The 13,259-nt window shown below is 78.6% G+C and carries 10 protein-coding genes; 2 read left to right on the forward strand and 8 right to left on the reverse strand.

The genetic code is table 11. From position 1 onward, the window contains the following. Positions 1-36: 36 nt before the first annotated feature. From ABIE39_RS02440 to ABIE39_RS02475, 8 genes are read right to left on the reverse strand one after another with little or no spacing between them, the layout of a single operon-like run. Positions 37-1,179 (reverse strand): glycosyltransferase family 9 protein, encoded by a 1,143-nt coding sequence (locus ABIE39_RS02440; RefSeq protein ID WP_354050272.1) that lies wholly within the window; start codon positions 1,177-1,179, stop codon positions 37-39. Continuing rightward, positions 1,170-1,898: an SDR family NAD(P)-dependent oxidoreductase gene (locus tag ABIE39_RS02445; RefSeq protein WP_175009831.1), complete on the reverse strand. Its 729-nt coding sequence runs from the start codon at positions 1,896-1,898 to the stop codon at positions 1,170-1,172. Before ABIE39_RS02445 ends, ABIE39_RS02440 begins: the two co-directional genes overlap by 10 nt. Continuing rightward, positions 1,895-4,120: a PfkB family carbohydrate kinase gene (locus ABIE39_RS02450; RefSeq protein ID WP_354050273.1), complete on the reverse strand. Its 2,226-nt coding sequence runs from the start codon at positions 4,118-4,120 to the stop codon at positions 1,895-1,897. The genes ABIE39_RS02445 and ABIE39_RS02450 overlap by 4 nt, the downstream gene beginning before the upstream one ends. Next, a complete protein-coding gene (locus ABIE39_RS02455; protein WP_354050274.1) occupies positions 4,117-5,391 on the reverse strand; it encodes a glycosyltransferase in 1,275 nt (424 codons plus the stop codon). Before ABIE39_RS02455 ends, ABIE39_RS02450 begins: the two co-directional genes overlap by 4 nt. Beyond that, positions 5,388-6,395, reverse strand: a complete 1,008-nt coding sequence (locus ABIE39_RS02460) for a glycosyltransferase (protein WP_354050276.1) — start codon at positions 6,393-6,395, stop codon at positions 5,388-5,390. The genes ABIE39_RS02455 and ABIE39_RS02460 overlap by 4 nt, the downstream gene beginning before the upstream one ends. After that, a complete protein-coding gene (locus ABIE39_RS02465) occupies positions 6,392-7,468 on the reverse strand; it encodes a glycosyltransferase family 9 protein (RefSeq protein ID WP_354050278.1) in 1,077 nt (358 codons plus the stop codon). The genes ABIE39_RS02460 and ABIE39_RS02465 overlap by 4 nt, the downstream gene beginning before the upstream one ends. Further along, on the reverse strand, positions 7,465-9,147 hold the full coding sequence (locus tag ABIE39_RS02470; RefSeq protein ID WP_354050279.1) for an HAD-IIIA family hydrolase: 1,683 nt from the start codon (positions 9,145-9,147) through the stop codon (positions 7,465-7,467). The genes ABIE39_RS02465 and ABIE39_RS02470 overlap by 4 nt, the downstream gene beginning before the upstream one ends. Further along, positions 9,144-10,820 carry a carbamoyltransferase family protein gene (locus ABIE39_RS02475; RefSeq protein ID WP_354050281.1) on the reverse strand — a complete coding sequence of 559 codons (1,677 nt, stop codon included), beginning with the start codon at positions 10,818-10,820 and terminating at the stop codon, positions 9,144-9,146. The genes ABIE39_RS02470 and ABIE39_RS02475 overlap by 4 nt, the downstream gene beginning before the upstream one ends. A 183-nt stretch (positions 10,821-11,003) precedes the next feature. Here ABIE39_RS02475 and ABIE39_RS02480 point away from each other — a divergent pair, with 183 nt between their 5' ends. Both ABIE39_RS02480 and ABIE39_RS02485 read left to right on the forward strand, forming a co-directional pair. Beyond that, complete coding sequence (locus ABIE39_RS02480) at positions 11,004-12,440, forward strand: aldehyde dehydrogenase family protein (protein WP_354050282.1); 1,437 nt, start codon at positions 11,004-11,006, stop codon at positions 12,438-12,440. Beyond that, positions 12,437-13,234 (forward strand): MBL fold metallo-hydrolase, encoded by a 798-nt coding sequence (locus ABIE39_RS02485; protein ID WP_354050284.1) that lies wholly within the window; start codon positions 12,437-12,439, stop codon positions 13,232-13,234. The genes ABIE39_RS02480 and ABIE39_RS02485 overlap by 4 nt, the downstream gene beginning before the upstream one ends. The last annotated feature ends 25 nt before the right edge of the window (positions 13,235-13,259 follow it).

Below are 13,259 nucleotides of genomic sequence, written 5' to 3' on the forward strand. Positions count from 1 at the left end.
CGTCGGTGCGGGGGTCGAGATCGAGATCGGGGGAGGTCATGCCTCGACGCTCAGGGCCTCGTCGCCCGCACGCATCTCGGCGGGGTCCTGGGGCCCGGCGAGCAGCGACCGCGCGGCCGCGGCGACCTCCTCGACGGTGATGCGGTCGAGCGCCGGGTCGAGGTCGGCGGCGTGCGGGTCGCCGCGGTACCCGCCCGGCGCCCGGTCGCGCGCGTGCGTCGGCCCCTGCTCCGTGTCGCCGTGCCAGAGCACCGCGTGCCGCTCCGGGTCCACCGCCGGTCCCCACGAGGCGGGCGGCGTCGGGCCGAACAGCACCACGGACGGGGTGCCGTACGCGGTCGCCAGGTGAGCCACGCCCGTGTCCCCGCAGACGACGAGCCGGGCCGTCGCGACGACGTCGGCGAGCGTCGGCAGGTCCATCGTGCCGGCGGTGTCGGTCACGCTGCCGGTCCCGTCCGGCGCCCCTGCGAGGCCGCCGAGGGCGGCGACGGCGTCGGCCACCACCCGCGCGCACAGGTCGCGCTCGTCGGGGCCGCCCGTGACGACGACGTCGTGACCGGCGGCCGCGAGGCCGCGCGCGACCGCGGCGAAGCGGTCCGCGGGCCAGCGGCGCGCGCCGGACGCCGCGCCGGGGTGCACGACGACGTGGCGCCCCCGCGACCCCGGCGGGTCGAGCCGCAGGTCCTCGCGCGAGCACGCGCCGCCCGCCGCGGTGACGAGCCGGCACCAGCGGTCGACCTCGTGCTCGTCCGGGTCCCAGCCCGGCCCGTCGACCCCCGCGTCGCCCGACGCGAACGCGACCACCCGCTCCGGGGCGGTGTCGAGCAGCACCCGGTGGCTCTCGGGGCCGCTGCCGTGCAGGTTCACCGCCACGTGCCCGACGGGGTCCGCACCGGTGAGCGTCCGCGCCTCCTGCGCCCAGACGAGCGGCTCGAGGCCGCGGGTCGGCACGACGCCGTCGACGAGGCCGAGGTCGTGCAGCCAGCCGCCGACCTGCGCGGGCGCGGCGAGGAGGACGCGTCGGCCGGGCCACGCGCGCCGCACGCCCCGCAGCGCGGGCACGGCGGTCAGCGCGTCCCCGAGCCCGAGCGCGCGCAGCACGAGGACGGTCCCCTCGTCCTGCCCCGCGAGCCCCGGCAGGTCGGGCGCCGGCTCCGTCGCGCCCGCCGTCACGGCCACGACGTCTCGCCGGACGCCATGACGAGCATCTCGCGGATCTCGCAGCCCACCGGCTGGCGCAGCGCCGTCACGACGGCGGCCGCGGTGGCGCGCGGGTCGTTGAGGTCGGCGTCCGGTCCCGGCTTGTACTGCTCGGTGCGGCCGTCGAAGAACGCGGTGCGCATCCCGCCGGGCACGAGGCACGTGACGCCGACGCGGCCCGCGAGCTCCGCCGCGAGGGCCTGGGAGAACCCGCGCACGGCGAACTTCGACGCGCAGTAGGCGGTCGCGTCCGAGACGCCCTTGAGGCCGAGCGTCGACGCGACCGTGACGACCGTGCCGCGGCGCTCCTCGAGGAACGGCAGCGCGGCGCGCACGACGGCGACCGTCCCGAACAGGTTGACCCGCACGACGCGCTCCCACGTCTCGACGTCGATCTCGTCGAGGCGCCCGCACGCGTCGGTGCCGGCGGCCGTCACGACGGCGTCGGGCGGCCCGACCTCGAGCGCGAGCCGCTCGACCGCGGCGGCCGCGGCGGTGGAGTCGGACAGGTCGACGACCGCGTGCGGCACGCCGTCGGCGGGCGCGACCCGGTCCAGGACGACCGGCTTGCCGCCCGCCGCCGTCACCGCCTCGACGAGCGCTGCCCCCAGGCCGCTCGCGCCCCCGGTGACGTAGACGGTGCCGAGCTCGCGGGGTGCCAGGGCGTCGGTCCGCTGGGCGGACGTGGTGGTGGTCATGCGGTGGTCTCCTCCGTGCGGGTGGGGACCCCGGGCGCGAACCGCCCGGAGCGTTCGAGGATCGAGGTCGTGGAACGGCCGTCGACGTAGGGCAGGACGACGACCCGGCCGCCGTGGCGCCGGACCGTCTCCGCCTCGGGGAGCGTCTCCTCGGTGTAGTCGCCGCCCTTCGCCCAGACGTCGGGGCGCAGGCGGTCGAGCGCGGCGCGCGGGTCGTCCTCGTCGAACACGACGACGGCGGCCACGCAGTCGAGCGCGGCGAGGACCCGGGCCCGGTCGGCCTGCCCGACGACGGGGCGCTGCGGACCCTTGAGCCGCCGCACGGACGCGTCGCCGTTGAGCAGCACGACGAGGTGGTCGCCCAGGCGCGCGGCCGCCTCGAGCGTCGCGACGTGCCCGGCGTGCAGGATGTCGAAGCAGCCGCCCGTGGCGACGACGGTGCCGCCCGCCGCGCGCAGCCGGGCGGCCACGGCCTCGGGCCCCTCGCCGTCCGACGGCGGGACGTCCTGCGTCGCGCCGGAGGGGGCCGGGGCACTCGACACGCGGTCCGGCGCCTGCTCCCGGGCCGCACCCGGCGCGCGGCCGACGGGGGAGCCGGCCCGGCGCCGGTAGCCCTCCGCGCCGCCCGCCGCGACCCAGGCCGAGGCCGAGGCGACGGCGGCGACGACCGCCGGGACGAGGCCCTCGCCCCGGGCGAGAGCGACCGCGACCGTCGAGGCGAAGCGGTCGCCCGCGCCGCACGGGTCGCCGTGCGCCACGGTCGCGGGCACGTACGCGGGCTCGCCGTCCGCGCGCGCGACGAACGCCCCGCGGTCGCCCGCCGTGACGCACACCGCCCCCACGTCCCACGCGGCCGCGAGCGACCGCGCGAGGCCCCCGGGGTCGTCGGGCGTCGCGTCCAGGCCGAGCGCCTCCGCGGCGTCGAGCGCCTCCGCGAGGTTGGGCGTGACGAGCGCCGTCCCGGGCACCGGGGCGCCGCCGCGCGGGTGCGGGTCCCACACGAGCGTCCCGGTGCGGGCCGCGTGCGCGAGCGCGTCGCGGACCGATCCCGCGTGGGTCGTCCCCGCGCCGTAGTCGGACACGAGCACGACGTCCGCGCCCGCGAGCGCCGCCCGCGCCGCGCGCTCCGGCAGGTCGCCGGGCCGGGCGGGGCCGCCGTCGTCGACGCGCACGACGGTCTGGCCGCCGGAGCGCACGCGGGTCTTGCGTCGCGTCGTGCCGACCTGCGGCAGGGCGACGACGTCGAGGTGCGGGCGCAGCAGGCCCCGCAGCTCGGAGCCCGCGTCGTCGTCGCCGAACGGCGCGACGAGGCGCACGCTCGCGCCGTCGGCGGCGAGGAGCGCGGTCAGCCCCGCGCCGCCCGGGCTGCGCCGGACGCCGAGCGTGTCGACGACGGGCACCGGGCCGTCGGGGGAGAAGCGGGTGACCTGGCCGTCGACGTCACGGTCGAGGAGCACGTCCCCGACGACGACCACCTGCGGTCCGGTCGCCGCCGCGGAGGCCGGTGCGGGTGCCGGGGCCGGCCGGTCCTCGGCCGACCCGGCGCCCGGGAGGTCCGCCGCGGCGCGCGCCTCGTGGTGACGCACGTGCGCGTCGAGCGCGGCGCACAGCGCGTGCACGACGACGAGGTGCAGCTCCTGCACGGACGACGTCGACGCGCCGCGCAGGGCGAGCACGTCGTCGCACGCGGTGGCGAGCGCGCAGTCCCGCGGGCCGGTGAGCGCCCACGTCGTGAGGCCGAGCGCACGCGCCCGGCGAGCTGCCGCGACGACGTTCTCGCTCTCGCCGGAGGTCGACAGGAGCACGAGCACGTCGCCCGGGCGCCCGTGCGCGGCGACCTGGCGCGCGTACATCTCCGCGATGCCGTAGTCGTTGACGATCGCCGTGAGGCTCGACGTCTCCGCGTGCAGGCTGATCGCGGACAGCGGGGTCCGCTCGCCGTCGAAGCGGCCCACGAGCTCGGCGGTGAGGTGCTGCGCCTCGGCGGCGCTGCCCCCGTTGCCCGCGACGAGGAGTCGCCCGCCCGCGAGCACGGTGTCGGCGAGCCGCGCGCCCCACGTGTCGATCCGGCCCGCCTCGGCGGTGAGCAGGTCGAGACCGTCGTGGAGGTCGTCGGCGTGCGCGCGCAGCCAGCGGCGCGCGGCGTCGTGCGGTCCGGCACCGTGCGCGTCCGCGGGCCCGTCCGTGTGCCCGGCAGCGGGCCCGGTCCACGGCGCGGTCACGGTGCGCTCACCGCCCGCAGTGCGGTGCGCCCGGCCGCGACGGGCCGTGCCCGGCCGCGCTCGGTGCGCCGGGCCGAGGCGACGCGCTCGTAGGACTCGACGGTGCGCTCGGCGACCGTGACCCAGCCGTACAGGTGCTCGGCGCGCAGCCGCGCGGCCGAGCCGAGGCGCTCCGCGAACGCCGGGTCGTCGGAGAGGCGGCGCAGCGCGGCGGCGAGCGCTCCGGCGTCGCGCGGCGGGACGAGCAGGCCCGTGCGCCCGTCCACGACCGAGTCGAGCAGACCGCCGACGGCGGCGCCCACGACCGGGCGCCCGCACGCGGCGGCCTCCAGCGGGACGATCCCGAAGGGCTCGTACCAGGGGTCGCACACGACGGCGTCCGCGGCGTGCATGAGGTCGCGCACGTCGTCCTGCGTCACGCTGCCCACGAACCGGACGCGGTCCGCGACGCCGACCGCGACCGCGACGGCGCGCAGCCGCAGGACCTCGGGGTCCTCGTCGAGCGCGCCCGGCGCGGGGCCGCCCGCGACGACGAGCTCCGCGCCCGGCAGCTCCGCGAGCGCCTCGATGACCGTGTCGACGCCCTTGCGCTCGACGAGGCGGCCCACCGAGAGCAGGCGCAGCGTGCCGGGCTCGCGGTGCGGGTGCTCGGTGCGGTCCGGGTCGGGCAGGAAGCGGCCGAGGTCCACGCCGCACGGCACGACGTCGATGCGGTCCGGGTCGGCGCCGAGCGCGACGAGCTCGGCGACCTCGTCGGCGCACGTCGCGACGATCCGGTCGACCGCGCGGCACAGCAGGCGCTCGCGGGCCACGCGCTCGGCGGGGCTCGTGTCGTGCGCGCCCTGGTGGCGGCGCTTGACGGACCCGAGCGCGTGGAAGGTCTGCACGAGCGGGACCCCGAGCGCGGGAGCGGACAGCAGGCCCGCGATCCCGGACATCCAGAAGTGGGCGTGCACGACGTCGGGCCGGGGCCCGGGCTCGATCCACCGCCGCAGGAGGTCGGCGCCGAACGCGTCCATGTGGGGCAGGAGGTCGTCCTTGGGCACGGGCACGGGCGGACCGGCGTCCACGTGCACGACCTCGACGCCGCGCGCGAGCGGGACCCGCTCCGGGAGGGACGCGTCGTCGCGGCGCGTGAACACCTCCACACGGTGGCCCTGCGCGCCGAGCCGCGTGGCGAGCGACGCGACGTGCACGTTCTGCCCGCCCGCGTCGACGCCGCCCAGGGCGGCGAGGGGGCTGGCGTGCTCCGAGATCATCGCGATCTTCATGAGGTCACCTCCGTCAGGACCGTGTCCCAGCGCCGCAGGAACGCGGCGTGGGAGTAGTGCTCGAGCACGTGGGCGCGGGCCGCCCGGCCGTGCTCGCGGGCGTCGTCGCGGTCGGCGAGCCAGCGCCGCGCGGTCGCGGCGAGCTCGTCGGGACGGGCGCTGAGAAGTCCCGCGGCCGGGGGCACCGCGACGGGCGCCTCGGTGGTCGGCAGCGCGAGCACGGGCATCCCGAGCGCCATCGCCTCCAGCAGGGAGAGCCCGAGGCTCGTCCAGCGGTAGGGGTGCAGGTAGGCGCGCGACGTCGCGAGCCGCGCGTGCATCGCGGCCTGGGGGACGTCGTCGTGCAGGCCGTGCGGGAGGTCGTGCGGCGCGGCGCCGGGCGCCGCGAGGTGCTCGGCGAGCTTGCCGACGCCCATGCCGTAGACGTCGAGCGGCACGTGCCGCCCCAGCGCGACGAGCACGTCGGTCCCGGCGACACGCCAGCGCCGCACCGGCTCGTTGACGACGGCCCCGACGCTCGCCCGCTCCCCGGTGTACAGCGGGCCGGGGTCGGGGATGCCGTGGTCGACGACGAGCGTGCGCGCGTCGCCCGTGTCCCACATGAGCGCGTTGAACGCCGTGACGTGCACGATCGGCACCAGGCCCTCCTCGACGACGCCGAGGTCGGCGAGCGGGTGCCGGGTCGCGGCCGCGTGGCCCGTCGGGGCGTTGTGCTCGACGTAGACGGCGGGCACGTCGCGGCCGGGCACGAGCCCGGTCCAGCGCCGCAGGAGCTCGACCTCCTCGGGGCGCTGGAGCACCACGACGTCGATCGCGCGGTCCGCCGCGAGATCGGCGAGCTCGTCCGGCGCGACCTCGCGCGCCCCGGGCGGCCAGTCCCAGGTGCGTGCGCGACCGCGCCCGTCCGGCCCGCGGTCGGGGACGACCGGGACGAGGTACTCGTGGCCGCCGGCGACGAACGACGTCGCCCACGACCCGTGCACGTGCCACACGAGGATCCTCATCGGGTCACCCCCACGGTCCGCGGCAGGGCGGCGCCCGGCTCGGGCATCCCCACGGCGTGCGGGGAGGCGAGCCGGTCGACGGCCGCGACGACGTCGGCCGGGTCGACGTCGAGGCACGGGTGGTCGGGCACCGGGCACAGTCGGGCCCGCGTGCCGCGGCACGCGGCCTCCTGGTCGCCGAGCAGGACGGTCGGCACGCCCCACGGCGCCCACCGCTCCGCGGGGACCACGGGGGCGAAGAGGGACACGACGGGCGTGCCCACGGCGGCGGCCAGGTGCGCGGGCCCCGTGTTGCCGACGACGACGCACCGAGCGGCGGCGAGCACCGCCGCGAGACCCGCGAGGTCCGTGCGCCCCGACAGGTCCCGCGCGCGCCCGGCGGCGACGTGCGCCGCGAGGTCGGCCTCGCCCGGTCCGCCCGTGACGACCACCTCGTGGCCCGCGCGCACCAGCGCCGCGACGAGGTCGCGCGCGTGGTCGGGCGCGGGCGCCCGGGCCGGGACGGACGCGCCGGGGTGCACGACGACGTAGGGTCTCGCGGGCACGAGCGACGACACGTCGGGCAGCGGCCCGCGCACGCGCAGCCGGTCGCCGTCGGGCGGCGCGCCGAACCCCGCGGCGCGGGCGAGGTCGAGCGCGGCCTCGACCTCGTGCAGGCCGTCGGGGCGGGTGTGCCGCACGTCGAGGAGCGAGCCCGGGTAGTCCTCGCTCACCGCGGCGACGCGCCCGACGCCCGCGACCTTGAGCAGCATCGCCGCGGGCAGCGGGCTCTGGTGGAACGAGGTGAAGACGACCGCCGCGGCGTAGCGCCGCGCGGCGAGCGTCGCGACGAGGTCGAGCACGCTCCCGCGGTCGACGGGCGGGGGCCGGTAGCCGGACCAGGGGGCGTCGAAGACGAGCACGTCGCGCACGTCGGGGAGCAGCAGGGCCGCCGCCCGCCCGGCCGGGGCCGCCAGGACGTCCACCTGTCCGCCGTCGCGCGCGGCCGCGTGCGCCATCGCCCGGATCGCGGGGCCCGTGAGCAGGACGTCGCCGTCGCTGTCGAGGCGCACGGCGAGCACGTCGGCGCTCATGCCGCACGCCCCTCGTCCGGCGTCGCCGCGGGCGCGCCGGGTCGGGACGCCCCAGCTGCATCCGCGCCGGGGGAGGACCCGGCGGCGTGCGCCGGGGACGCGCCGGGCAGGCGGTCGTCGAGCGCGCGGACCGCGGCGGCGAGGTCCGGCGCGACGCACGGGGCGGCGGCGACCTCCTCGGCGCGCGTCACGGGCGTCGGCACGAGGACCGGGGTCGCGCCCGCGGCGAGCGCGGCGCCCACGTCGGCGCCGATGTCGCCCACGACGGCGCACCGCCACGGCTCGACGCCGAGGTCGGCCGCCGCGGCGAGCACGAGGCCGGGACCGGGCTTGCGGCACGCGCACGCGTCGTCCGGCGCGTGCGGGCACACCTGCCACGTGTCGAACGGGCCGAGCAGCTCCTCGACGCGCGCGTTCACGGCGTCGACCTGCGCGCGCGTGAGCAGCCCGCGCCCGACGCCGGACTGGTTGGACACCACGCCGAGCCGGACCCCGCGGGCGCGCAGGTCGTCGAGCACGGCGGGGGCGCCCGCCAGGGGGCGCACCGCCGCCGGGTCGCCGTTGTACGGGACGTCGTGCACGAGCGTGCCGTCGCGGTCGAGCAGGACCGCAGCGAGCGGCGGGGGCCACGGCTCGAGCCCGCGCCGGGCGGCGACCGCGCCCGCGACGCGGTGCCGCACCGCCGCGAACGGGATGGCGGCGCTCGTCCAGGCCATGCGCCGCAGCTCGGGCCCGAACACGTCGTCTCCCGGTCGCGGCCCCGGTGCGAGGCGGCGCCCGAGGAACTGCGCGGTGAGGGCCGCCCACCCGAGCGCGCCGAGCACCGCGACGCGCGGGCGCCGCGCGACGAGCCCGCCGACGCCGACCGCGGCGGCGGCGACGGTCGCGACGTGCCACGCGAGGCGACCGCGGCCGGTCTCGGCGCGCTCGCGCCACCCCGGTCCGTGCAGGGCGCGGAACGTCGCGTCGTCGCGGGTCCCGGCCTGCACGCGCAGGCTCACCGCGTCGTCCGTGGGGCGCACGGGGTGGGTCGTCGTGCGCGTGCCGCGCACGAGCTCCCAGCCCGCCTCGCGCACGCGCAGCGCGAGGTCCGCGTCCTCGCGGTAGGCGCGGGGGAAGCGCTCGTCGAACCCGCCGACCTGCTCGAGCGCGGCGCGCCGGTACGCCATGTCGGCGGTGGCCCACGCCGCGCGCTCGAGCCCGGCGGTCCCGCGCTCCCAGTCCGTCGGACGGCGGTGCGCGGGCAGCGGGACGTGCAGGCGGCCCTGCACGCCGCCGGTGCGGGGCGTCGCCGCCGCGAGGTCCTGCGTGAGCAGGCGCGCCCACCCGGCGGGGAGCTCGACGTCGTCGTCGAGGAGCACGACCCACGGCGCGGTCGTCGAGCGCCACCCGGCGTTGCGCGCGGCGGCAGGCCCCCGGCCCCCGGTGCGCACGACGCGCGCGCCGAGCGCACGGCCGGCGTCCCCGAGGTCGAGCGGGTCGGGCACCGGGTCGGTCGTGCCGGGCCGCGGCAGCCGCCGGTCGTCCGCGACGACGACCTCGGCCGGCCCGGGGGAGTCCGGGCCGTCGGCCTGGGCGACGAGGGTCTCCAGGAGCCGGTCGAGCGACGGGCGGCCGATCGAGGGCACGACGACGGCGTACGGCACCGGGGGTGCGGGGCGGCCCGCGGGCGCGCTCACGCCGTCGCCCCGGACGGAGCCGCGAACACGTCGGGGCGGCGCACGAGGTGCGGGCCGAGCACGAGCGCGTCCACGGGGGCGGACCCGAAGAGCTCGAGCGCGTCGCGCGGGTCGTCGACCATCGGTCGGCCCGCCGTGTTCAGGCTCGTGTTGACGACGACCGGCAGCCCGGTCAGCTCCTTGAACGCCCGGATCGTCGCCTGCAGGCGCGGCGTCGACCCGTCGACGGTCTGGATGCGTGCCGTCCCGTCGACGTGCACGACGGCCGCGATCCGCTCGCGCCACGCGGGCGCCACGTCGTGCACGAACAGCATGTACGGGCTCGGGACGGGGCCGCCGGAGAAGATCTCCGCGGCGTCCTCGAGCAGGACCATCGGCGCCACGGGCCGGAACTGCTCGCGGCCCTTCACGTCGTTGAGCCGCTCCAGGTTCTCCACCGGTCCGGGGTGCGCGAGCAGGGAGCGTTGCCCCAGCGCGCGCGGGCCGAGCTCGGCGCGGCCGTCGAACCACGCCACGACGCCGTCGTCCGCGAGGATCCGCCCGACCTCGGCGGGCAGGTCGTCGGGCGTCGTGAAGGGGACCTGCGCGGTGCGCAGCCACCGGGCGAGCGCCTCGTCGCCCCACGCGCGGCCGAGCGCCGCCGAGCCCATCGGCTCGACGGTGTCGCCCGCCTCCGCGGCGAGCTGGAGCGCCGCGCCCAGCGCCGTGCCGGAGTCGCCCGCCGCGGGCTGGACCCAGACCTCCGCGAACGGCGACTCGCGCCAGACCCGCGAGTTCGCGACGCAGTTCAGCGCCGTGCCGCCCGCCATGGTCAGCACGCGGTCGCCCGTCTGCCCGTGGAGCCACGTGGCGAGGTCGACGAGCACCTCCTCGAGCCGCGCCTGCACCGACGCCGCGAGGTCGGCGTGCTCGGCCCGGCCGCCGTGCGCGGTGCCCCACGTGCCGTCGTCCGTGCGGCGCGGCGCCCAGCGCTCCCAGTCGGGCACCTCGGCGACGAAGCCGCCGTCGCCCGTCGCGTGGAGCACCTCGCGCAGGTCGTCGAGGAAGCGCGGCTCGCCGTACGACGCGAGCGCCATGACCTTGTACTCGTCGCTCGACCGCAGGAAGCCCAGGTGCTCGGTGAGGGACTCGTAGACCAGCCCGAGCGAGTGCGGCAGCTCCTGGCTCGCGAGGACCTCGAGGCGGCCGTGGTCGTAGCGGCCCGCGAGGTGGGACGAGCGCTCCCCGCGGCCGTCGAGCGACAGGACGCTCGCGACCGGGAACGGCGACGCCAGCGCGGCCGACGCCGCGTGCGCGACCTCGTGCGGCACGAACCGCACCGTCGAGGGGGACAGGCCCGGCAGCGCGGTGGCGAGGAACTGCGGCGCGCGCTCGGCGTACTGCACGCGCAGCCAGTCCCACGGGTCCGGCAGGCCCATCTCCTCGGCGGGCTTGGCGAGCGCCGGGTCGAACGAGTACGCGACGGCGTCCAGGTCCTGGGGGCGCAGCCCGCCCTCCTCGAGGCACCAGGCCATCGCCTTCTCCGGGAGCTCCCACGCCGCGAACGGCAGCGGGCGCTTGCCGTGCTTGCGCCGGGAGAAGCGTTCCTCCTCCGCGGCGGCGACCACCCGGCCGTCGACGACGAGGGCGGCGGACGGGTCGTGGAACAGGGCGTTGACTCCGAGGACGCGCATGGGCTGCGAGCCTTCCTCGTTCGGGTCAGGCTCGTGGTGCGCCTCGAGAAAGGGGGCACTCGACCTGGCACGTGCGGGTCGGCTCTGCTGCAACCCGACTTCACCCTGACCCGGAGAAGCGGCTCTCGCACGCCGACGTCGCACCGACGGGTGTTTCTCTTCGTGCGACCCCGGGAGGCCCGCATGACCACGACCACCGCACCCACCACCCAGCCCGACCCGTCCGCGCCGGCCGCGGGCGAGCGCCGCCTCGAGCGGGCCGACCCGGCCACGGGCAGGCCCGCCGCCCCGGTCCGCTGCGCGGACGCCGACGAGGTCGACGCCGCGGTGCGCGCCGCCGAGGCCGCCTGGCCCGCGTGGCGCGCGACGCCGCCGGGGGAGCGGGCCGGTGCCCTGCGCGCCGCCGCCCGCGCGGTGCGCGCCGCCGTCGACGAGCTCGGCGACCTGCTGTGCACGACGACCGGACGCCTGCGGGCCGAGGCGCGCGCGTCGGCCGAGGTCGCCGCCGACCTGCTCGACGAGGCCGCCGTCGCGGGTCTGGGCCGGGCCGGTCGGGTGCTCGCGGGCGATCCCGCCGCGCTCGACGTCGTGCGCCGGGAGCCGCGCGGCGTCGTCGCGGTGATCACGCCGTGGAACGACCCCTACCCGGCGGCCGCCGGGCTGCTCGCCGCGGCGCTCGTCACCGGGAACACGGTGGTGCACAAGCCGTCGGAGCGCAGCGACGCTCCCGGCGTGCGCCTCGCCGAGATCGTGGCGGGCGCGCTCCCGCCGGACGTCCTGCGCGTCGTCAGCGGCGACGGCGCGACGGGCGCGGCCGTCGTCGCGCACGACGGCGTCGCCCTGGTCGCGCACGTCGGCTCCACCGCCGCGGGACGGCGCATCGCCGCCGCCGCGGGCGCGCGCGGGGCGAAGGTGCTGCTCGAGAACGGCGGCAAGGACCCGCTCGTCGTGGACGCGGGCGTCGACCCGGTCCTCGCCGCGCGGCAGATCGCCACGGGCGCGTTCACCAACGGCGGCCAGCTGTGCACCGCCGTCGAGCGGGCGTACGTCGTCGAGGAGGTCGCGGACGCGGTCGTCGCCGAGCTCGCGCGCCTCGCGGACGAGGTCGTGGTGGGTGACCCGGCCGACGACGCGACGACCATGGGCCCGCTCGTCGACGACGCGCAGCTCGCCGTCGTCGAGGAGCACGTGCAGGGGGCGCTCGCGGCGGGGGCCGAGGTCGTGACAGGCGGCCGGCGGCTCGACCGGACCGGGTCGTTCTACGCGCCCACGGTGCTCGACCGGTGCCCGGACGACGTCGACCTGCTCACGGTGGAGACGTTCGGCCCCGTCGCGCCGGTCGTGCGCGTCGCCGACTTCGACGAGGGCCTGCGTCGTGCGTCCGCGTCGGCGTACGGGCTGGCGGCGACGGTGCTCTCGCCGTCGCTCGCGCACGCGCTGCGCGCGGCGGACGTGCTCGACGTCGGCACGGTCAAGGTCAACGCCGTGTTCGGGGGCGCGCCGGGCGGGTCGGCCGACCCGCGGCGCGGCAGCGGCGGCGGCGCCGGGTACGGGCCGGACCTGCTCGACGAGATGACCGTGCGCAAGGCCGTCCACCTCGAGGCGCTGGGGGAGCCGTGAGCCGCCGCGCGGGCGCGACGCTCACGTTCGGCGGGACGGCGACGGCGCTCCTGCGGTTCGGGCGCTTCACCGTGCTCACCGACCCGAACTTCCTGCACCGCGGCCAGTGGGCCTACCTCGGCAAGGGCCTCGCGTCGCGGCGCCGCACCCAGCCCGCGTTCGGGCCGACGGGCCTCCCGCCGCTCGACGCGATCGTCCTGTCCCACCTGCACGGGGACCACTTCGACCGGGTCGCGCGGCGCGGCCTGACGCGGCAGGTGCCGCTCCTCACCACGCCGTCCGCGGCGCGGCGCCTGGCGCGGCACCACTTCGCGACGGTCGGCATGCCGACCGGCACGATCGAGACGTTCCGCGCGGGCAAGGAGACGCTCGACGTGGAGTCGGTCCCGGCCATCCACGCGCGCGGCGTCATGCGTTCCCTGCTGCCGGAGGTCATGGGCACCGTCTACACCCACCGCGTCGACGGCGACCGCCAGACCCAGGTCTACGTCACGGGCGACACGCTCACGGGCGACCACGTCGACGTCGTCGCGGACGCGTTCCCGCACCTCGACTCGGTGGTGGCGCACCTGGGCGGGACGCGCATCCTCGGCCGCACCGTGACGATGGACGACGTGCAGGGCGCGGACCTCGTGCGGCGCGTCGGCGTGCCGCTCGTCGTCCCGGTCCACCACGACGACTACGGCGTGTTCCGCAGCCCGCTGCGCGACTTCCTCACACGGTCGCCGGAGCTGCCCGGGGTCGAGATCCGGACCGTGGCGCGGGGTGCGACGGTCGACCTCCGGGTCGACTGACAGCAGACGCTCGCCGCGGGTGCCC

Source organism: Cellulosimicrobium sp. 4261, assembly GCF_040546915.1.
GTDB lineage: Bacteria > Actinomycetota > Actinomycetes > Actinomycetales > Cellulomonadaceae > Cellulosimicrobium > Cellulosimicrobium cinnabarinum.

Coding starts and splice junctions, on each gene's coding strand:
- ABIE39_RS02445 (WP_175009831.1), bottom strand. CDS start 1,898: ATGACCACCACCACGTCCGCCCAGCGGACCGACGCCCTGGCACCCCGC.
- ABIE39_RS02455 (WP_354050274.1), bottom strand. CDS start 5,391: ATGAAGATCGCGATGATCTCGGAGCACGCCAGCCCCCTCGCCGCCCTG.
- ABIE39_RS02460 (WP_354050276.1), bottom strand. CDS start 6,395: ATGAGGATCCTCGTGTGGCACGTGCACGGGTCGTGGGCGACGTCGTTC.
- ABIE39_RS02465 (WP_354050278.1), bottom strand. CDS start 7,468: ATGAGCGCCGACGTGCTCGCCGTGCGCCTCGACAGCGACGGCGACGTC.
- ABIE39_RS02475 (WP_354050281.1), bottom strand. CDS start 10,820: ATGCGCGTCCTCGGAGTCAACGCCCTGTTCCACGACCCGTCCGCCGCC.
- ABIE39_RS02480 (WP_354050282.1), top strand. CDS start 11,004: ATGACCACGACCACCGCACCCACCACCCAGCCCGACCCGTCCGCGCCG.